The organism is Streptomyces sp. NBC_00287 (assembly GCF_036173105.1).
In the GTDB taxonomy this organism is placed as follows: domain Bacteria; phylum Actinomycetota; class Actinomycetes; order Streptomycetales; family Streptomycetaceae; genus Streptomyces.
Genome location: NZ_CP108053.1, coordinates 7328477 through 7347056 on the forward strand (window position 1 = coordinate 7328477; position 18580 = coordinate 7347056).

Sequence of the window (18580 nt, forward strand, 5' to 3'; positions counted from 1 at the left end):
TACCTCAGCCCCTCGCCAGCAGACCGCGGCTGCGCAGCACCCACCGCTCCAGCGGGCTGAAGATCAGCAGGTCGATGGCGATGCCGACGAGCAGGATCAGGAAGATCGCCAGGAACACCTGGGACATGCTGGCGTTGTTGCGGCCGTTCTCCAGCAACTGGCCGAGGCCCACGCCCAGATCGGGGGAGGAGGCGATGATCTCGGCGGCCATCAGCGAGCGCCAGGAGAACGCCCAGCCCTGCTTCAGACCCGCCAGATAGCCCGGCAGCGCGCCCGGCATCACGATGTGCCAGGTGCCCTTCATACCGGTCGCGCCCAGCGTCCGCCCCGCACGCAGGAACAGCGGCGGGATCTGGTCGATGCCCGCGACCAGGCCGTTGGCGATGGAGGGGACCGCGCCGAGCAGGATGACGGCGTACATCATCGAGTTGTTCAGACCCAGCCACAGCACGGCCGGCGGCACCCAGGCCACCGACGGCAGCGACTGCAGACCGGAGAGGATCGGGCCTATCGCGGCCCGGATGAACTTCACCCGCGCGACCAGCAGACCCAGGGGCGTGCCGATGGCGAGGGCGAGGAGGAAGCCGAGCAGGCCGCGGCTGACGCTGGTCCAGATGTAGTCGAAGAGCGTGCCCTGGAGCCAGGCGGTGCGGACCTCGTCCCAGACGGCGGAGGGTGCGGGCAGCTTGTAGCTGGGGGCGACCTCGGCCCAGACCAGCACCTGCCACAGCACCAGCACGAGGGCGACGGCGGTGACCGGCGGCAGCACCCGGCGGACCAGCGTCTCGCGCAGGGGCGTGCGCGTGGTCTGGACCGTGTCGAGCGCGTCCAGGCCGGCTTCGAGCCCGGCGAGATCGGTGGTGTCAGTGCTGGCCATGGCGGCGGATCTCCCCACGCAGTTCTTCGGTGATCTCGACGGACAGCTCGGCGACCGCGCTGTCCTCGATACGGCGCGGATGCGGGATGCCGACGGTCCACTCCTTGGCGATGCGTCCGGGGCGGGAGGACAGCAGCACGACCCGCTGGGCGAGCCGTACGGCCTCGCGGACGTTGTGGGTCACGAACAGCACGGACAGGCCGGTCTCGCGCCAGATCCGGGTCAGCTCGTCATGCAGGACGTCCCGGGTGATCGCGTCCAGCGCCGCGAACGGCTCGTCCATCAGCAGCAGCTTGCTGTCCTGCGCCAACGCGCGGGCCAGCGCGACGCGCTGCCGCATACCGCCCGAGAGTTCGTGCACCCGCTTGCCGTATGCCCCGCCCAGCCGAACCAGGTCCAGCAGTTCCTCGGCACGGCCGCGCCGCTCGGCCTTGGGAACCCCCCGCAGCTTCAGGGCGAGTTCGATGTTCTTGCCCGCGGTCAGCCACGGGAACAGAGCGTGCTCCTGGAACATCAGCGCCGGGCGCCCGTCGGTCGTGATGGCGCCCGCGCTCGGCCTGTCCAGACCGGCGACCAGGTTGAGCAGCGTCGACTTGCCGCAGCCGGAGGCCCCGAGGAGCGTGACGAACTCGCCCGGCGCGACATCGAGAGTGATGTCGTCGAGGACGAGCTGCTGCCCGGCCGGGCCGGCGAAGGACTTCGATACGTGGTCGATGCGCGCGGCGTGCTCCACGGACGTATCCGTGTCGGCGGCCTTGGCGAGGGCGGTTGCCATGGTCGTCACCTCCTGGGAACTCATCTGGACTCGTGGCTCACTTGACGCCGAGGCCGGCGTCGTCGGCCTCGGGTGCGCCCTCGGCTTTGAGGACCCTGTTCAGCGGTGTCAGGTCGTAGATTCCGGTCAGGTCCGGCTGCTCCAGCAGGCCCGCCTTGACCGCGTGCTGCGCCTGCGCGTCGAGCGTGGCCGCCAGCGGATCGTCGGTGAACTCGATGGACGGCCAGGCCTGGTCGATGACCTCGGCGGGCAGCGCCTTGCCGGTGTCCGCCGCCAACTGCGCGTTGGCCGCGGCCTTCGCCTGCTGAGGATTGGTGTTGATCCACTTGTTGGCCTCGACGGAGGCCTTGAGCACGGCCTCGACGGCCTTCGGGTGCTCCTTGAGGAACTCCTGCCGGACGATGACGTTCGTGATCACGAACCTCTTGTCCGGCCACAGGGAGGCCTCGTCCAGCAGCACCTTGCCGCTCTCGGCGACCAGCTTCGACGCGGTCGGCTCCGGCACCCACGCGCCGTCGATCGAGCCGGACTGGTAGAGATCGGGCGTGACCTTGTTGTCGGAGCGGACGACGGACACATCACCCTCGCCGCTCTGCGCGTCGACCTTCCAGCCCTGCTCGGCGACCCAGTTGAGGAACGCCACGTCCTGCGTATTGCCGAGCTGCGGAGTGGCGATCCGCTTCCCCTTGACGTCCTTCAGGGACTTGATCTTCTCGGGGTTCACGACCAGCTTCACACCACCGGACGCGGACCCGGAGATGATCCGCAGGTTGGTGCCGTCCGCCTTGACGTACCCGTTGATCGCGGGCGAGGGCCCGATCCACCCGATGTCGACGGACCCCGAGTTCAGCGCCTCGATCTCGGAGGGACCGGCGTTGAACTCCGACCACTGCGCCTCCGTACCGCCCAGCTGCTTCTGGACGATCCCCTCGTGCCGACCCACCAGCGCGGTGGCATGCGTGAGGTTCCCGAAGTAGCCGATCCGCACCGAGTCCAGACCGTCGACCTTCGCCGCCCCCGGTATCGCGTGCTCGGTGTTCTCCACGGCCTGGGAGCCGTAGCCGCACGCGGCCGCGAGCGCCAGCAGCGGCAGCACGGCCAGTACCGCGAGGGTACGGCGCAGGGCGGGGATGGCAGGCACGGGAGGGGTTCCTCTCGGTGGCCCGGCTCTGACGCCCTTACCGAGCGTGGCCGGGAATACGGCAGATGTACGAGTACGGGGTCAGCGCGGACATCGCTGCACCCCGGCCTCCGAGGTCGAGTTCATGGTCAGAAGTCCCAACCGTCGTCCTCGGCCTCGTCCTTGACGGGCTCCGGGGAGGCGAAGGACTCGCCGACCATGCCGGCGGTGAGCGTCGTACCGTCGCTCGGGTCGATCAGGATGAACGAACCCGTGCGCCGCGAGTCGGCGTAGGAGTCGACCGGCAGCGGCTCGGCGGTACGGATCTTCACGCGGCCGATGTCGTTGGCGACGAGGTGTCCCGGGTGCGGATGCAGGGACAGGTCGTCCAGCGTGAGCCGGGACGGGATGTCCTTCACGATCGCCTTGACCGTGCGCGTGCCGTGCTTGAGCAGCACCCGGTGGCCGACGGTGAGCGGGGCGTCGGCGACATGGCAGACCGTCGCCTCGATGTCCTGCGTGGTCGCCGGGGCGTCCTTGGTCGGCACCAGCAGGTCGCCGCGCGAGATGTCGATGTCGTCCTCCAGCCGGACGGTCACCGACTGCGTGGTCCACGCGATGCCGACCGGCTTGCCGAGCAGATCGATGCCGGAGATCTTCGACGTACGGCCCGACGGCAGCACGGTCACCTGCTCGCCGACACGGAACGAACCGGCGGCGATCTGACCGGCGTAACCCCGGTAGTCGGGGTGCTCCGCGGTCTGCGGGCGGATCACGTACTGCACGGGCAGCCGCGCGTGGCAGTGGCTCAGATCGTGGATGACCGGGACGGTCTCCAGGTGCTCCAGCACCGTCGGGCCGCCGTACCAGTCCATGTTGGCGGACGGCTCCACGACGTTGTCACCGGCGAGCGCCGAGATCGGGATCGCGGTGACCTCCGGGACGCCCAGTTCGAGCGCGTACGCCGTGAACTCCTCGGCGATGGCGGCGAACACGGACTCCTGGTAGTCGACCAGGTCCATCTTGTTGACGGCGAGGACCACATGCGGGACGCGCAGCAGCGCGGCCAGCGCGGCATGCCGGCGGGTCTGCTCGACGACGCCGTTGCGGGCGTCGATCAGGATCACCGTCAGCTCGGCCGTGGAGGCGCCGGTGACCATGTTCCGCGTGTACTGCACATGCCCCGGGGTGTCGGCGAGGATGAACCGGCGCCGGGGGGTGGCGAAGTAGCGGTAGGCGACATCGATGGTGATGCCCTGCTCCCGCTCGGCGCGCAGACCGTCGGTCAGCAGCGCCAGGTCGGGGGCCTCCTGGCCGCGGTTGCGGGAGGCGTGCTCGACGGCCTCCAGCTGGTCGGTCAGCACCGACTTGGAGTCGTGCAGCAGCCGCCCGACGAGCGTGGACTTGCCGTCGTCGACGGAGCCCGCGGTGGCGAAACGCAGAAGGGTCGTCTCGGAGAGTTCCGTGGTCGTGCTCATGCTTAGAAGTACCCCTCGCGCTTACGGTCTTCCATCGCGGCCTCGGACATCTTGTCGTCGGCGCGGGTCGCACCCCGCTCGGTGAGCCGGGAGGCGGCGATCTCGGCGATGACGGCGTCCAGCGTGGTCGCGTCCGAGTCGACGGCCCCGGTGCAGGACATGTCGCCGACCGTGCGGTAGCGGATGAGCCGCTTCTCCACGGTCTCGCCGTCCTTCGGGCCGCCCCACTCGCCCGCCGTCAGCCACATGCCGCTGCGCGCGAACACCTCGCGCTCGTGCGCGAAGTAGATCTCCGGCAGCTCGATGCCCTCGCGGGCGATGTACTGCCAGACATCCAGCTCGGTCCAGTTGCTGAGCGGGAACACGCGGACGTGTTCGCCGGGAGCGTGGCGCCCGTTGTAGAGGTTCCACAGCTCGGGCCGCTGGCGGCGCGGGTCCCACTGCGAGAACTCGTCGCGCAGCGAGAACACCCGCTCCTTGGCGCGCGCCTTCTCCTCGTCCCGGCGTCCGCCGCCGAAGACCGCGTCGAACTTCTCCGCCTGGATCTTCTCCGTCAGCGGCAGCGTCTGCAGCGGGTTACGGGTGCCGTCGGGGCGCTCCTTGAGCACCCCGCGGTCGATGTAGTCCTGCACGGACGCGACATGCAGCCGCAGGCCGTGCTTGGCCACCGCCTGGTCCCGGTACTCGAGGACCTCGGGGAAGTTGTGCCCGGTGTCGACATGCAGCAGCGAGAACGGCACCGCCGCCGGCGCGAACGCCTTGAGCGCGAGGTGCAGCATGACGATGGAGTCCTTGCCGCCGGAGAAGAGAATCACCGGCCGCTCGAACTCGCCCGCCACCTCGCGGAAGATGTGCACCGCCTCGGACTCCAGGGAGTCCAGGTGGGAGAGGGCGTACGGGGTCTCCGTGCCCTCCTCGATCGAGGAGACGGTCGTCGTCATGCCAGGCCCCTTTCGCTGAGCAGGGCGTACACGGCCGCCGCGGACTCACCGACGGTCTGGTTCTGCGACTCGATGCGCAGGTCGGGCGAGTCGGGCTCCTCGTAGGGGTCGTCGACCCCGGTGAGCCCGGACAGCTCGCCCGCCGCCTGCTTGGCGTACAGGCCCTTCACATCGCGTACGGAGCACACCTCGACCGGAGTGGCCACGTGGATCTCCAGGTACGCCGCCCCGCTCTCCTGGTGGCGCTTGCGCACCGCCTCACGGCTGTCGGCGTACGGCGCGATCACCGGCACCAGCGCCTTGACGCCGTTGCGGGCGAGCAGGTCGGCGAGGAAGCCGATGCGCTGGACGTTGGTGTGCCGGTCCTCGCGGGTGAAGCCGAGGCCCGCGGAGATGAACTCGCGGATCTCGTCGCCGTCGAGCACCTCGACACGGTGGCCCTCCTCGCGCAGCCGGCCTGCCAGCTCGTACGCGATGGTGGTCTTGCCGGCACTCGGCAGACCCGTGAGCCAGACGGTGGCTCCGGTCGTCACGTGGTTCTCCTGGGGTGAGGGAAACGGGATCGTGGTCACAGATGCAGTCCGCACTCGGTCTTGGCGCGGCCCGCCCAGCGGCCGGCCCGCGCGTCCTCCCCCTCAAGGACGCGGCGGGTGCAGGGGGCGCAGCCGACGGAGGTGTAACCGTCCATCAGCAGCGGGTTGGTGAGGACCCCGTGCTCGGCGACGTAGGCGTCCACGTCGTCCTGGGTCCACTTGGCGATGGGCGAGATCTTGACCTTCTGCCGCTTCTCGTCCCAGCCGACGACCGGGGTGTTCGCCCGGGTCGGGGACTCGTCGCGGCGCAGGCCCGTCGCCCACGCCAGATAGCCCTTGAGGCCCTCCTCCAACGGCTGGACCTTGCGCAGCTTGCAGCACAGGTCCGGGTTGCGGTCGTGCAGCTTGGGGCCGTACTCCGCGTCCTGCTCGGCGACCGTCTGGCGCGGGGTGAGGGTGATGACGTTGACGTCCATCACCGCCTCCACCGCATCACGTGTACCAATGGTCTCGGGAAAGTGGTAGCCGGTGTCGAGGAACACCACGTCAACACCGGGCAACGCGCGGGAGGCGAGATGGGCGACCACCGCGTCCTCCATCGAGGAGGTCACACAGAAGCGCCGGCCGAAGGTGTCCGCCGCCCACTGGAGGATCTCCAGCGCGGAGGCGTCCTCGAGATCGCGGCCCGCCTGCTCGGCGAGAGCCTTCAAGTCGTCGGTGGTGCGGTCTTCCTGAGTGGTCGTCATATCTCGTCTCCCCCTGCTTCGGTCGGCTGAAGACCCCGGGCCAGCAGCCCGAGGAACTTCAACTGGAAGGCCCGGTTGCACGCCGCGCATTCCCACGCGCCGTGGCCCTGCTCGCTCGGACGCAAGTCCTCGTCGCCGCAGTAGGGGCAGTAGAAGGGGGCGGCCCGCTCGCTCATGAGAGGGCCTCCTCGGAAGCACGCGCGGCCCAGACGGCGAAGCGCTCGCCGTCCTCGCGCTCGGCCTGGAACCGCTTGAGGACCCGCTCGACGTAGTCGGGCAGTTCCTCCGACGTCACCTTCAGACCGCGTACCTTGCGGCCGAAGCCGGCCTCCAGGCCGAGCGCGCCGCCCAGGTGCACCTGGAAGCCCTCGACCTGCCGGCCCTGGTCGTCGAGGACCAGCTGGCCCTTGAGACCGATGTCCGCGACCTGGATACGGGCGCAGGCGTTCGGGCAGCCGTTGATGTTGATGGTGATCGGCTCGTCGAACTCCGGGATCCGGCGCTCCAGTTCGTCGATCAGGGAGGCGCCGCGCGCCTTGGTCTCGACGATGGCGAGCTTGCAGTACTCGATGCCGGTGCAGGCCATGGTGCCGCGCCGGAAGGGGGAGGGCTTGACCGTGAGGTCCAGCGCCTCCAGGCCCTCGACGAGCGAGTCGACCTGGTCCTGCTCGACGTCCAGCACGAGCATCTTCTGCTCGGCGGTGGTGCGCACCCGGCCCGAGCCGTGCGCCTCGGCCAGCTCGGCGATCTTCGTCAGGGTGGTGCCGTCCACGCGGCCCACGCGCGGGGCGAAGCCGACGTAGAAGCGGCCGTCGTTCTGCGGGTGGACACCCACGTGGTCGCGCCAGCGCTCGACGGGCTGGGCCGGAGCCGGGCCGTCGATCAGCTTGCGCTTGAGGTACTCGTTCTCCAGCACCTCACGGAACTTCTCCACGCCCCAGTCGGCGAGCAGGAACTTCAGGCGGGCGCGGGTGCGCAGGCGCCGGTAGCCGTAGTCGCGGAAGATCGAGATGACGCCTTCGTAGACGTCGGGGACCTCGTCCAGCGGGACCCAGGCGCCGAGGCGCTGGCCGATCTTCGGGTTGGTGGACAGACCGCCGCCGACCCAGACGTCGAAGCCGGGGCCGTGGTCGGGGTGGTTGACCCCGACGAAGGCGATGTCGTTGATCTCGTGCGCCACGTCCAGCAGCGGCGAGCCGGAGATCGCGGACTTGAACTTGCGGGGCAGGTTCGAGAAGTCCTTGTTGCCGATGATCCGGCGCTGGATCTCGTCGATCGCCGGGGTGCCGTCGATGATCTCGTCGGAGGCGATACCGGCGACGGGCGAGCCGAGGATCACACGCGGGGTGTCACCGCAGGCCTCGGTGGTGGACAGGCCGACCGCCTCCAGGCGGTTCCAGATCTCGGGCACGTCCTCGATCCGGATCCAGTGGTACTGGACGTTCTGCCGGTCGGTGATGTCGGCGGTGCCGCGCGCGAACTCCTGCGAGATCTCGCCGATGACGCGCAGCTGCTCGGTGCTGAGCCGGCCGCCGTCGATGCGGACACGCAGCATGAAGTGCTCGTCGTCCAGCTCCTCCGGCTCCAGGATCGCGGTCTTGCCGCCGTCGATCCCGGCCTTGCGCTGGGTGTACAGACCCCACCAGCGCATCCGGCCGCGCAGGTCGTTGGGGTCGATCGAGTCGAAGCCGCGCTTGGAGTAGATCGTCTCAATGCGTGTCCGCACATTGAGACCGTCGTCGTCCTTCTTGAACTGTTCGTTGCCGTTCAGCGGGGTGAAGTGCCCCGCGGCCCACTGGCCCTCGCCGCGGTGACGGCTCGCCTTGCGGCGGACAGGCGCGGCGGCGGGGTTCTCAGGGGTGGCGGCCATGGTTCTACGTCCTTCGGGACAGGCGGGAAAGCGGCTCTGGCCTGCGCATGCGCGCACGGCAACGGTGCGCGTCCTTGCGCGGGAAAGCAGGCAAAGGGGGATGTGTCGGGCGGTGCTGGAGTGCTCTCAGCGCGCCGGACAGATGGCGCTGGACATGCGGCCGAGGTCGACGTGCCGCCGACTCACCAAGGCAATTCCAGTTCCAGACATGACGGAAGCGTGGCACGACGATCTGGACACAGTCCAGCTTCGTCCGACATGTGGACACCCTTGTCCCGAGGAGCGAGACAAGGGTGTCCTTGGTCACATGGCGGAGAAATGCCGCCTTATGCAGGTCAAACGGGGTATGCCCCCGGCCACGGGCCCGGAGTGGCCACCTCCGCCTGCTCCTCGACCTTGGTGTCGAACAGCGTGAAGCCCCGGCGCTGGTAATTGTCCATCGCGTGCTCGCCGTCCAGGCTGCAGGTGTGCAGCCAGACCCGCTTGGTCCCCGGCAGGCCGGGCCAGCGGTCCGCGAGGTCCCAGGCGCGGGCGGCGCCGTACGAGAGCAGATGGCCGCCGATGCGGCGGCCCCGGAAGGCGGGGATCAGTCCGAAGTACTCGATCTCCACGACCCCGTCGTCCTGCGGGCTCAGCTCCACATACCCGGCGGGCGTGCCGTGGTCGTAGGCGACCCAGGTCTCCACGCCGGGGCGGCCCAGGTGCTCCTGCCACTGGGCGTAGCTCCAGCCCAGCCGGTCGATCCAGCGGATGTCGCCGCCGACGGAGGCGTACAGGAAGCGGCTGAACTCGGGGGAGGGGACCTCGGAGCGGACGATCCGCACATCCCCCTCGGGGGCGGCGGCCGACAGCAGGTCGGACGGGTCCGTCTGCTCCAGGGACCAGGTGGTCACGGGGATGTTGGGCATGTCGCCCAGGGAATCATCTACCCCAGCGATCTGTCGATCGTGTTCAGTGGCAGCGAAAACAGGGTCCGCCCCGACTGCGACCAGACCTCCCCGGTCTCCTCCCAGTAGGAGAGGGACACCGTCTCCTTGCTCCAGCACAGCCGCGTCTCGTCGGACCCGCAGCGCGTGGCCTCGGCCCCGCTCGCGCTCTGCCGCCACAGCATGCCGCGCTCCTCGGCCGACTGGGTCAGATACCAGCGGGAGCCGTACGACAGCACTCCGCCGGGCCCGTCCGCCTTCGTCGCGTACGCCTCGGTCGCGTTTCCGGTGGCGAGCAGCCCGGTGCGGCCCGGGTCCGTACTGAACGCGTACCGCCACAGCCGGTCGTCGCCGCGTGCCACCAGGCTGTCCGGCGAGGTGCCGCGGTCCAGCGAGAGGCCCACGGGGCGCTGTCCGGCCGTCCGGTACACACCGACGGCCGGCAGGACGAACCGGGAGCCGTCCGCACCGGTCGCGCGCTGGACGCGGTGCATGTCATAGACGTACAGCCCGTCCCGCGCGGTGACCAGCAGCTTGTCCTGGTACCAGACCATGCCCGAGACCGCCGAGCGCAGCGCGCGGTAGTCACGGCCGTCGTCGGTCGGGACGGCGAGCCGCACCCAGGTGTAGCGGAGGCGGTCGGTGTCGACGAACGCGACCCGGGAGGAGCGGCCGTCGCCGGACCAGGCGGACAGCACCACGCGCTGCTCGCCCCAGCGGCCGTCGTCGTCGGCGTCCCCGGAGGTGGTGAGCGCGCCGGAGCGCAGGCCGCGGGTGTCGGCGGCGTCCCAGCAGTACGCGCGCGTGGCCGCGGGCGCCACCGGCAGCGCCGCACGCTCGGCGGCCGTGCAGTGGGCCGAGTCGCGCAGCGTGCGGTCGGCGTCGTCGAGCACCGCGCCGACGCCGACGGGCGCGCCCAGCTTTTCGGCGAGCCGGTCGAGGGACCGCTCGGGCACGAGCTCCTCGCTCAGCCGCAGGGTGGTCAGCTCGGCGCGGGAGGTCAGGGGCTTCAGCGCCCCGGGATCGTGGTCGACCGTGGCCTGGGAGGCGCTGATCATGGTGGCGGCCGCGGTGAGCGCCAGGGCGGTTCCGGCCAGCACTCCACGCAGCGCGCGGCCCCGCTTGCGCCGACGGTGTCTCCCGCGATGCTTCGTCATGACGTCCTCCCGAGGACGAGCCAACTGCGCCTGTTGATCCGTGCGTTGACCAAGGAGCAGGTGGGGTGGCCCGTAGGGGGATGCTACGGCAGTGGAACGGGGGTGGGGACGAAGACCTCGCAAATATGCGGAAGATGACACCTTGGGGGCTTCAGACCGTACGGCCGTCGGCCACCCCCGGCGCCGTGGAGTGCGGCAACAGGTCACGCGGGTCCTCGGGGAGCAGCAGCTCGACCTCCACGTCTTCGCAGAAACGATACGGCCGGTGTTCCAGCAAACCTCCCAGATAGCGCCGTACCCGTGACATCTCGGCCCGGACCGTCACCGTGCGGGCCGCGTCGCCGAACATCTCCTCGGCCAGGCCCGCCGCGCTCAGGCCGTCCCGGTACAGGGCCAGCAGATAGAGCAACTCGGCGTGCCGGGGGCTCAGTTCATGGCTCCAGGTGCCCGCCGCTGAGGTCACCGTCATCGACCAGCGGCGCGGCTGCGACAGATCCAGCACGATCCGGGTGTCCCCGCGCGGCACCGGCTCGTCGGCGGGCCTGAGCAGCCAGCCGCCCGCCAGCGGCTCCACCGCGCACAGCCCGAGCGGCGGCAGCCACCGACGGCCCGCCGCAAGCGACTTGGGCAATGCGATCCGGTTCGTGTACGGCATCCCCGTCACCGCCGCGCACCAGCCGTCCCGGTCCACCACCAGCGCCCGCCCGGCGAGCCGGGACAGCACCGGCGCCGCCACCGCGCGCAGCCGCTCCAGCGAGCTCAGATGCAACTCCCGCAGCCGCGCCTCGGCGAGCTTGGCGACCGTGTCCACCCAGGCCAGGGTGGCCGGATGCATCGTCTCCAGCGGTCCGCTGACGTCCACCACGCCGATCAGCCGGCCGTCCCGCGGATCCGTGATGGGGGCGCCGGCGCAGGTCCAGGTGGCGTGTGTGCGCACGAAGTGCTCGGCGGCGAAGACCTGCACCGGCCGACGCACGACGGCCGGGGTGCCCACGCCGTTGGTGCCGACGATGTCCTCCCGCCAGTCCGCGCCGAGTTCGAAGCCGAGCCCGTCGGCCTTGCGCAGCACCGGTGCGCTGCCCTCCCGCCACAGCACCCGGCCGTCCTCGTCGGCGACGACCATGATGTGGTGGGCGATGTCCGCAACCGACAGCAGGCCCTCGCGCAGCACCGGCAGCACATGCCGCAGCGCACTGGTCTCCCGGCGCCGCTGCACCTCCTCGCGGGTCAGCAGCCCGGACCGGAAGTCATGGTCGGGATCGACCCCGCTGCGCAGCATCCGGCCCCAGGACTGCTCGATCACCGGCCGCGGCGCGACGGGCGCGCGCTGTCCGGAGAGCGTGGCCTTGCGCACGTCGTTCAGCACCCGCGCGGCGCGCGCCGCGTCGACGGCGGCCAGCTGCGTCACGTCCATCGGTGACAGCGCCACTGGTCCTCCCCGGGTATGTGCCGATTCCTGACCGGTCGTCTCATAGTGACGCCCATCCTCGGCGGAGGGACACAGTCCGTCCACAGGGGCCGACAAGTTGCAACCCCTTGCAACCCTGGTGGTCCGGCTTGGCCTGATTGAAACTTGAGCAACGCCGTCCCGAGCGGCGTTCGTGGCCTCGAACGGGCCAGTGCGGGGGTGGTGCCGTGTCGGCGCAGCACCACCCTCGCCATCCGGTGCGTTGGCGGTCAGGCCTGCGGCCTTGACCGGTCCACCACTGAGGCCAAGTTCAGTGTGGGCGGCAGTGTGCCGAACGTCGCGCCTCCGTCTTCGCCCAAGCGCGACGCGCAGAACGCGTCTGCCACCTCCGGTGGCGCGAAACGTACTAGTAGCGCTCCCTGGAGCACCAGCGCCAACCGCTCCGTCAGGCGCCTGGCCCGGCCCTCCACCCCCTCCAAATCGGCCAGTTCGGTCAAAAGGTTCTTGATCGCGGCGTCCAGGCGGTGGTCGGCGCCTCGGGATCGGCCGATTTCCTGGAGGTAGGCGTTGAGGGCGTCCGGTTCTCGGCGCAGCGCCCGGAGGACGTCCAGGGCCTGGACGTTGCCTGCGCCCTCCCAGATGGAGTTCAGCGGTGACTCCCGTACCAGGCGGGGCATTCCGGACTCCTCTACGTAGCCGTTGCCGCCGAGGCACTCGGACGCCTCGACCGTCACCGGCGTACAGCGTTTGGTCACCCAGTACTTGGCGGCGGGGACCGCGATCCGCAGCAGCGCCTTCTCCTGCTCGCCGCCGTCGTCGTAGGCCGCCGCGAGCCGTAGGGCGAGGGTGGTCGCCGCTTCGGACTCCAGGGCGAGGTCGGCCAGGACGTTGCGCATCAGCGGCTTGTCGATGAGCCTGCTGCCGAAGGCCTCGCGGTGGTCGCAGTGGTGGATCGCCTGGGCGACCGCCTGTCGCATCAGCCCCGCCGAGCCCAGCACACAGTCGAGACGGGTCGCCGCCACCATCTCGATGATGGTCCGCACCCCGCGGCCCTCGTCACCGACCCGGCGCGCCCAGGTCCCCGCGAACTCGACCTCCGCGGAGGCGTTGGACCGGTTGCCCAGCTTGTCCTTGAGCCGCTGGAGGTGGAAGGCGTTGCGGGTGCCGTCGTCCAGGACCCGGGGGACCAGGAAGCAGGTCAGACCGCCCGGAGCCTGGGCGAGCACCAGGAACCCGTCCGACATCGGCGCCGAACAGAACCACTTGTGCCCGGTGAGTTCGTAGGACTCCCCGTCGGGCAGCGGCCGCGCGGCCGTCGTGTTCGCCCGTACGTCGCTGCCGCCCTGCTTCTCCGTCATGGCCATTCCGAACAGCGCCCCGGCCTTCTGCCGGGCGGGCCGCAGCTCGCGCTCGTAGACCATGGAGGTCAGCCGGGGCTCCCACTCGGCGGCCAGGTCCGGATCGGTGCGCAGCGCGGGCACGGCGGCGTGGGTCATCGACAGCGGACAGCCGCTGCCGGCCTCGACCTGCGTCCACACCAGGAACCCGGCGGCCCGCCGCACATGCCCGCCCGGCCGGTTCCAGGCCGAGGTCAGCCCTGCGGCCACCCCCTTGCCGAGCAGCCGGTGCCAGGCCGGATGGAAGTCGACCTCGTCGACGCGGTTGCCGTAGCGATCGTGGGTGCGCAGCCGCGGCGGATGCTCATTGGCCTGCACCGCCCACTCCTGGAGCTGCGGCGCGCCTACCGAGCGCCCCAGCGCCGACAGCTCGTCGCGCGCCTCGTCGAGCAGCTCCGGATCGAGGTGCCGTTCGACCGCCGACGTCAATGCCCGGTCGGCGGTGTAGACGTCGTACCCGACGAGGGGCGGGGGCTGGTTCGTCACGGTGTGGGTAGTGCCGTCCATGGGCTGAACCTACTCCTCCGTATCGGAGCGGTCACCACACCGACGCGGCTGCCCGGGGCGGGACGGGAGCAGGGCGTACGGCGGATACCGTTAGGTCGTGCAGCCAGCAAGTGAATCCCCCCAGAGGCCCTCCGGCCGTCTCCACCGGGCGCGTGCCCTCTACCGGAACGTCTCGAAGCGCAGGACCGCCTGGCTGTTGCTCAAGGACACGGTCAACTCGTGCATCGAGTACCGGATCCTGGGGCTCGCGGCGGAGGCGGCCTTCTTCACGCTGCTCTCCGTCCCACCGCTGTTGCTGAGCATGATCGGACTGCTCGGTTACGTCGACGACTGGACCGGCACCGACACCATCAGCAGCCTGGAGGCGAACCTCCTGGAGGCCTCGCGCACGGTCCTGTCGGACAAGGGTGTCCGCCAGATCGCCCAGCCGATCCTGGACGACGTGATGAAGGGCGGCCGCCCCGACGTCATCTCCATCGGCTTCCTGTTCGCGCTGTGGTCGGGCTCCCGCGCGGTGAACGTCTTCATCGACACCATCACCGTCATGTACGGCCTCGACGGCGTCCGCGGCATCGTGAAGACACGTCTGGTCGCCTTCGTGCTCTTCCTGGTGGCCCTGATGATCGGCTCGGTCGCCCTGCCGCTGATGGTGGCGGGCCCGGATGCCGTACTGAACGTGCTGCCGTGGTCGGAGACGCTGGTCCAAGTTCTGTACTGGCCGGTGGTCATCCTGCTGTCCATCGCCTTCCTCACCACGCTGTACCACGTCTCCGTACCCGTCCGCTCCCCCTGGATCGAGGACGTCCCCGGCGCCCTGGTCGCCCTCGGCATGTGGGTCCTCGGCAGTTTCCTGCTGCGGATCTACCTCACCAACACGGTCGAGGGCGCCACGATCTACGGCTCCCTCGCCGCCGCGGTCGCCGTACTGCTGTGGATCGGGGTGTCCGCGTTCGCGGTGCTCGTCGGGGCCGCGGTCAACGCGGCGATCGACCGGGTCTGGCCGGCCGCCGCGACGGCCGCGGCCCGTGCCGCCAATGAGCGGCTGCGCGAGGCGCAGGTCGCCGAGTACGTGGCCCGTGCCGCGGCCCACCGCGAGGCCGCCCACGACGACCCGGACGACCCCGACATGCCCTCGGAGTTCCCGGAACGCTGGTCCCGCTTCCTGCCCCCCGAGGACGTCTCGTCCCGGCTGCGCACCCATGTGAAGAGCACCCACCCGCCGCACAAGCCGGACGGTCACTGAGCCGTCAGGCCTTCCAGGCGCCCGCCGCCGCGGCCTCCCGGGCGAAGTCCGCGAAGTCGCGCGGCCCACGGCCCAGGACCTGGTGGACGCCGTCGGTGGGACGAGCGTTACGGCCGTCCAGGAGCGTCTCGAAGATCTCCACCAGCAGGTCGGCCTCCTCCTTCGGGATCCCGAAGGAGGTCAGGTGCTCCCCGTACGCCCGCGCGGGCACGGGAATGTACGTCAGCTCGGCGCCCGAGGCCGCCGACACCTCCGCGACCGCCTGCCGGAAGGACAGCAGACGGGGCCCGGTGACTTCGAGGGTCTGTCCCACATACCGGTCCCCGGACGTCAGTACGGCCGCCACCACGTCCGCGATGTCCCGTAGGTCGATGAACGGCTCCTCGACCTCGCCCGCCGGGAAGACCAGCTCCCCGCCCTCGCGCAGCCCGTCCGCCAGCGGACCCTCGCTGAAGTTCTGGGCGAACCACGCGGCCCGTACGACCGTCCAGTCCGCGCCCGATGTCCTGAGTGCCTCCTCGGTCGGCAGCGCCTGGTCCTCGCCGCGCCCCGACAGCAGCACCAGCCGCCGTACGCCGAGCCCGACCGCCTCCCGGGCCAGCGCCCCGACGCCCTCGGCAGCGGCCGGGGAGCCGACGTCGGACGGGTACATCAGGTACGCGGCATCCGCACCGCGCAGGGTCGGCGCCCAGGTCGTCGGGTCCTCCCAGTCGAAGCCCCGGGACCGGGTCGCTTCCCGTACCTCCAGCCCGGCCGCGCGCACGGCCTGGGCCACCCGGCTGCCGGTACGGCCCGAGGCGCCGGTCACCATCACTGTCGTGTTCCGCGTGTTCGTCGTCATGCGTCCAGTCAACGGCCGCGGCCTCCAACAACCCATCGCTGAACGGCTCATTCCCATGCGCACGCGTCTACGCTGGCGCCATGGATGCCCTTGCCGGCCTTCTGGAGGGCCCACGCGCGCGTGGCGCCTTCATGATCCGCGCCTGCTTCGACCCACCGTGGGCCGTCCGTATCGAGGACCGCGCCCCGCTGACCGTGATGCTCATGGTCCGCGGCGAGGCGTGGATCATGCCGGACGGGGGCGAGCGGGTGCGGCTGCGCCCCGGCGATCTCGCGATCGCCCGCGGCCCCGACCCGTACACCTGCGCCGACGACCCCGATACGGCACCGCAGGCGCTGATCCTGCCCGGTGCGGAGTGCCGGTACCCCGACGGGCGCGAGCTCAACGGCTCCATGGACCTCGGCGTGCGGACCTGGGGCGACCGGCTCGACGGTTCGGCCGTGATGCTGATCGGCACCTATCTGTGGCAGGGGGAGGTGAGCGGGCGGCTGCTGGACGCGTTGCCGCCGCTGCTGACGCTCCCGGCCGAGGTGTGGGACTGCCCGCTCACGCCGTATCTGATGGAGGAGATCGTCCGCGACGAACCGGGCCAGGAGGTGGTCCTGGACCGGCTGCTGGATCTGCTGGTCATCGCGGCGCTGTGGGCCTGGTTCTCCCGGCCCGAGGCGGCGGCGCCCGCCTGGTACCGGGCGCTGGCGGATCCCGTGGTGGGGCGGGTGCTGCGGCTGGTGCAGGACGATCCGGCGCATCCCTGGACGGTGGCGTCGCTGGCGGCGAAGGCGGGGGTGTCGCGGGCGGCGCTCGCCCGACGGTTCACCGAACTCGTGGGGGAGCCGCCGATGACGTACCTCACCGGCTGGCGCCTGGCCCTCGCCGCGGACGCGCTGCGGGACACCGAGGACACGCTCGACGCGATTGCCCGGCGGGTGGGCTACGGCAGCGCGTTCGCGCTCTCCAGCGCCTTCAAGCGGGTCTACGGGGTGAGTCCGCAGGAGCATCGAAGCCGTGTATAGGGAACGGCCGTCCCGGCTTTCGGGTGCCGTCGTGTGGGCGAACACGGCGTCCGGGAGCGGGCTCGTCCTCCCCGACGGCTGCATGGATCTGCTCTGGCACGAAGGGCGGCTGATCGTCGCGGGCGCCGACACCCGGGCCCAGGTCACCGAAGGCGAGGAGGGCAGCTGGTACGGCGTGCGCTTCTACCCCGGTTCCGCGCCCGCGTTTCTGGGCGTGCCCGCGCACGAACTGCGGGACCGGCGTGTCGCCCTCGCCGAGCTGTGGCCGGCCTCGGAGGTACGGCGGCTGTCCGGCCGTATCGAAGGCGCGGCCGACCTCCCGACCGCGCTGGAAGAGGTCGTGCTGGAGCGTGCCGAGGCGCCCGATCCGCTGCTGCGACGGCTGGTGGGCGCCCTGGACGCGGGCCGGGCCGTCGGCGCCACCGCCGATGAACTCGGGTTCGGCACCCGGCAGTTGCACCGGCGGGCGCTGGACGCGTTCGGGTACGGGCCCAAGACGCTGGCCCGGGTGCTGCGCTTCCGGCGCGCGCTCGGCCTGGCCCGCGCCGGGGTGCCGTTCGCTCAGGCGGCGGCCCGCGCCGGGTATGCCGACCAGGCCCATCTGGCGCGGGACGTCAAGGAGTTGGCCGGGGTGCCGTTGGGCGAGCTACTCGGACGCCGCTAGCGGCGCGAACAGGTCGACGCCGTTGCCGTCCGGGTCGTGCACGACGGCGTACCGCTGGCCCCAGAAGGCGTCCCAGGGCTTGAGCTCACCGTGGTACCCGGCGCCGACCAGCTCCTCGTACACCGTGTCGACCTCGCCGGGGTTCTCGCAGAGCAGGGCCAGCGAGTGCCGGGCGCCGGAGGGCGGTTGCCAGCCGGGGTGGATGGAGCGGGCCATCTCCTCGGTGTCGAGCATCAGCCGTAGTCCGCCGGGCAGCCCGGCCTCGGCGTGCGGCTCTTTCTCGGCGCCTTCGGGGAAGGCGAACCCGAGGCGGCGGTAGAAGGTGACAGCGGCGGTCATGTCGGAGACCACCAGTCCGAAGGCATCGAATCGTGGAGTCATGCGGCCACCGTAGGCAGGGTGCGAGCGGCCGGTCTTGAAGGAAACGGACATGATCCGGGGTTCAGCCGAAGGCCACCGGGCCGTTCGGGGTGTCCAGCGTGAAGGAGATCCCCACCGGGCCCTCGGTGAGGTCCAGGCTGGTGCCCAGGGCGGCCAGCAGGGGGCGCAGCTCGTCCGGGTCGGGGGCGCTCGCGGCCATCGACCGCAGCGGCACGGTCGGCAGGCCCGATGCCGTCGGGTGCGTCGACGCGCCCCAGTCGATGAGGAACGGCACCAGACCGGACGGATGGGCGGCGGTGCCGTCGGTCAGCCGCCACTGCAGGAGCGTGCCGTCGGGTCTGCGGCGGCTCATCGGGTGCGCGGGGCCGGGGTCGTAGCCGTGGGCGCGGGCCTTGGCGATGGCCGCGTCCAGGTCCGGCGGGCTGATCGCCCAGGTGATCGTGCGCGGGCCGGTCAGTCCGTCGACGCCGAAGGGGCGTGGGTCGTCGGGCGCGGACTGTTCCGGGTCCGGGCCGATGATCTCCAGGTAGGCGGTGCCGCCCAGGCCCACCAGGTGGTTTCGCGTACCCAGGCCGACATGGGCGCCGCCCGGGGCGGGCGTCACATTGGTGCGCCGGGTGAAGTCGGCGACCGTCGCGGCCAGATCGGGGGTGGCGAGGACGAGGTGGTCCAGCAGGGCGGGAATCGTGTTCATCGACGACGA

At 70.9% G+C, this 18580-nt stretch carries 20 protein-coding genes; 3 read left to right on the top strand and 17 right to left on the bottom strand.

Features of this window, described 5'->3' with window-relative positions; genetic code table 11:
- Positions 1–4: 4 nt before the first annotated feature.
- The 14 genes from OHT76_RS33320 to OHT76_RS33380 all read right to left on the bottom strand — a co-directional run bounded on the left by OHT76_RS33320 (position 5) and on the right by OHT76_RS33380 (position 13735).
- Positions 5–877, bottom strand: coding sequence for an ABC transporter permease (locus OHT76_RS33320; protein ID WP_328874556.1), 873 nt, complete (start codon positions 875–877; stop codon positions 5–7).
- Positions 864–1652 (bottom strand): ABC transporter ATP-binding protein, encoded by a 789-nt coding sequence (locus tag OHT76_RS33325; RefSeq protein ID WP_328874557.1) that lies wholly within the window; start codon positions 1650–1652, stop codon positions 864–866. The genes OHT76_RS33320 and OHT76_RS33325 overlap by 14 nt, the downstream gene beginning before the upstream one ends.
- Positions 1653–1689: 37 nt before the next feature.
- Positions 1690–2793: an aliphatic sulfonate ABC transporter substrate-binding protein gene (locus OHT76_RS33330; protein WP_328874558.1), complete on the bottom strand. Its 1104-nt coding sequence runs from the start codon at positions 2791–2793 to the stop codon at positions 1690–1692.
- 128 nt (positions 2794–2921) lie between these two features.
- Positions 2922–4250, bottom strand: a complete 1329-nt coding sequence (locus tag OHT76_RS33335) for a sulfate adenylyltransferase subunit 1 (RefSeq protein ID WP_328874559.1) — start codon at positions 4248–4250, stop codon at positions 2922–2924.
- 2 nt (positions 4251–4252) lie between these two features.
- Entirely contained in the window at positions 4253–5191 is a 939-nt protein-coding gene (cysD, locus tag OHT76_RS33340) for a sulfate adenylyltransferase subunit CysD (protein ID WP_328874560.1), read from the bottom strand.
- Positions 5188–5724, bottom strand: a complete 537-nt coding sequence (gene cysC / locus OHT76_RS33345) for an adenylyl-sulfate kinase (protein ID WP_328874561.1) — start codon at positions 5722–5724, stop codon at positions 5188–5190. Before cysC ends, cysD begins: the two co-directional genes overlap by 4 nt.
- A gap of 35 nt (positions 5725–5759) precedes the next feature.
- Positions 5760–6470, bottom strand: a complete 711-nt coding sequence (locus OHT76_RS33350; RefSeq protein ID WP_328874562.1) for a phosphoadenylyl-sulfate reductase — start codon at positions 6468–6470, stop codon at positions 5760–5762.
- Positions 6467–6646, bottom strand: coding sequence for a hypothetical protein (locus OHT76_RS33355; RefSeq protein ID WP_315885857.1), 180 nt, complete (start codon positions 6644–6646; stop codon positions 6467–6469). Before OHT76_RS33355 ends, OHT76_RS33350 begins: the two co-directional genes overlap by 4 nt.
- Positions 6643–8340, bottom strand: a complete 1698-nt coding sequence (locus OHT76_RS33360) for a nitrite/sulfite reductase (protein WP_328874563.1) — start codon at positions 8338–8340, stop codon at positions 6643–6645. The genes OHT76_RS33355 and OHT76_RS33360 overlap by 4 nt, the downstream gene beginning before the upstream one ends.
- A 126-nt stretch (positions 8341–8466) precedes the next feature.
- On the bottom strand, positions 8467–8550 hold the full coding sequence (locus tag OHT76_RS44200; protein WP_310591794.1) for a putative leader peptide: 84 nt from the start codon (positions 8548–8550) through the stop codon (positions 8467–8469).
- 125 nt (positions 8551–8675) lie between these two features.
- Positions 8676–9248 carry a GNAT family N-acetyltransferase gene (locus tag OHT76_RS33365; protein WP_328874564.1) on the bottom strand — a complete coding sequence of 191 codons (573 nt, stop codon included), beginning with the start codon at positions 9246–9248 and terminating at the stop codon, positions 8676–8678.
- Positions 9249–9265: 17 nt separating this feature from the next.
- The gene (locus OHT76_RS33370) at positions 9266–10423 is read right to left on the bottom strand and encodes a hypothetical protein (RefSeq protein WP_328874565.1); all 1158 of its coding nucleotides are present in this window, start codon (positions 10421–10423) and stop codon (positions 9266–9268) included.
- Positions 10424–10574: 151 nt separating this feature from the next.
- Complete coding sequence (locus OHT76_RS33375) at positions 10575–11852, bottom strand: GAF domain-containing protein (protein ID WP_328874566.1); 1278 nt, start codon at positions 11850–11852, stop codon at positions 10575–10577.
- A gap of 248 nt (positions 11853–12100) precedes the next feature.
- A complete protein-coding gene (locus OHT76_RS33380) occupies positions 12101–13735 on the bottom strand; it encodes an acyl-CoA dehydrogenase family protein (RefSeq protein WP_328874567.1) in 1635 nt (544 codons plus the stop codon).
- Positions 13736–13832: 97 nt separating this feature from the next.
- On the opposite strand from OHT76_RS33380, the gene OHT76_RS33385 reads away from it, so the two are divergent.
- A complete protein-coding gene (locus tag OHT76_RS33385) occupies positions 13833–14978 on the top strand; it encodes a YihY/virulence factor BrkB family protein (RefSeq protein ID WP_328874568.1) in 1146 nt (381 codons plus the stop codon).
- Positions 14979–14982: 4 nt separating this feature from the next.
- On the opposite strand, the gene OHT76_RS33390 is transcribed toward OHT76_RS33385, so the two are convergent.
- Positions 14983–15819, bottom strand: coding sequence for an NmrA family NAD(P)-binding protein (locus tag OHT76_RS33390; protein WP_328874569.1), 837 nt, complete (start codon positions 15817–15819; stop codon positions 14983–14985).
- An 80-nt stretch (positions 15820–15899) separates the two neighbouring features.
- On the opposite strand from OHT76_RS33390, the gene OHT76_RS33395 reads away from it, so the two are divergent.
- Positions 15900–16832, top strand: a complete 933-nt coding sequence (locus tag OHT76_RS33395; RefSeq protein WP_328874570.1) for an AraC family transcriptional regulator — start codon at positions 15900–15902, stop codon at positions 16830–16832.
- Positions 16825–17496, top strand: coding sequence for a DUF6597 domain-containing transcriptional factor (locus OHT76_RS33400; protein WP_328874571.1), 672 nt, complete (start codon positions 16825–16827; stop codon positions 17494–17496). The genes OHT76_RS33395 and OHT76_RS33400 overlap by 8 nt, the downstream gene beginning before the upstream one ends.
- Here the strand turns inward: OHT76_RS33400 and OHT76_RS33405 are convergent.
- Both OHT76_RS33405 and OHT76_RS33410 read right to left on the bottom strand, forming a co-directional pair.
- Positions 17479–17928 (bottom strand): VOC family protein, encoded by a 450-nt coding sequence (locus tag OHT76_RS33405; RefSeq protein WP_443049862.1) that lies wholly within the window; start codon positions 17926–17928, stop codon positions 17479–17481. The two genes, OHT76_RS33400 and OHT76_RS33405, sit on opposite strands and share 18 nt — an antisense overlap.
- A 10-nt stretch (positions 17929–17938) precedes the next feature.
- Positions 17939–18571: a VOC family protein gene (locus tag OHT76_RS33410; protein WP_328874573.1), complete on the bottom strand. Its 633-nt coding sequence runs from the start codon at positions 18569–18571 to the stop codon at positions 17939–17941.
- Positions 18572–18580 lie beyond the last annotated feature (9 nt).

What these genes read in the sequence shown, in the direction of transcription:
- OHT76_RS33380 (WP_328874567.1), bottom strand. Translation starts at nt 13,735, where the DNA reads ATGGACGGCACTACCCACACCGTGACGAACCAGCCCCCGCCCCTCGTC.
- OHT76_RS33365 (WP_328874564.1), bottom strand. Translation starts at nt 9,248, where the DNA reads ATGCCCAACATCCCCGTGACCACCTGGTCCCTGGAGCAGACGGACCCG.
- OHT76_RS33335 (WP_328874559.1), bottom strand. Translation starts at nt 4,250, where the DNA reads ATGAGCACGACCACGGAACTCTCCGAGACGACCCTTCTGCGTTTCGCC.
- OHT76_RS33355 (WP_315885857.1), bottom strand. Translation starts at nt 6,646, where the DNA reads ATGAGCGAGCGGGCCGCCCCCTTCTACTGCCCCTACTGCGGCGACGAG.
- OHT76_RS33320 (WP_328874556.1), bottom strand. Translation starts at nt 877, where the DNA reads ATGGCCAGCACTGACACCACCGATCTCGCCGGGCTCGAAGCCGGCCTG.
- OHT76_RS33325 (WP_328874557.1), bottom strand. Translation starts at nt 1,652, where the DNA reads ATGGCAACCGCCCTCGCCAAGGCCGCCGACACGGATACGTCCGTGGAG.
- OHT76_RS33395 (WP_328874570.1), top strand. Translation starts at nt 15,900, where the DNA reads ATGGATGCCCTTGCCGGCCTTCTGGAGGGCCCACGCGCGCGTGGCGCC.
- OHT76_RS33370 (WP_328874565.1), bottom strand. Translation starts at nt 10,423, where the DNA reads ATGACGAAGCATCGCGGGAGACACCGTCGGCGCAAGCGGGGCCGCGCG.
- OHT76_RS33350 (WP_328874562.1), bottom strand. Translation starts at nt 6,470, where the DNA reads ATGACGACCACTCAGGAAGACCGCACCACCGACGACTTGAAGGCTCTC.
- OHT76_RS33390 (WP_328874569.1), bottom strand. Translation starts at nt 15,819, where the DNA reads ATGACGACGAACACGCGGAACACGACAGTGATGGTGACCGGCGCCTCG.
- OHT76_RS33410 (WP_328874573.1), bottom strand. Translation starts at nt 18,571, where the DNA reads ATGAACACGATTCCCGCCCTGCTGGACCACCTCGTCCTCGCCACCCCC.
- cysD (WP_328874560.1), bottom strand. Translation starts at nt 5,191, where the DNA reads ATGACGACGACCGTCTCCTCGATCGAGGAGGGCACGGAGACCCCGTAC.
- OHT76_RS33405 (WP_443049862.1), bottom strand. Translation starts at nt 17,928, where the DNA reads ATGTCCGTTTCCTTCAAGACCGGCCGCTCGCACCCTGCCTACGGTGGC.
- OHT76_RS44200 (WP_310591794.1), bottom strand. Translation starts at nt 8,550, where the DNA reads ATGTCTGGAACTGGAATTGCCTTGGTGAGTCGGCGGCACGTCGACCTC.
- OHT76_RS33360 (WP_328874563.1), bottom strand. Translation starts at nt 8,340, where the DNA reads ATGGCCGCCACCCCTGAGAACCCCGCCGCCGCGCCTGTCCGCCGCAAG.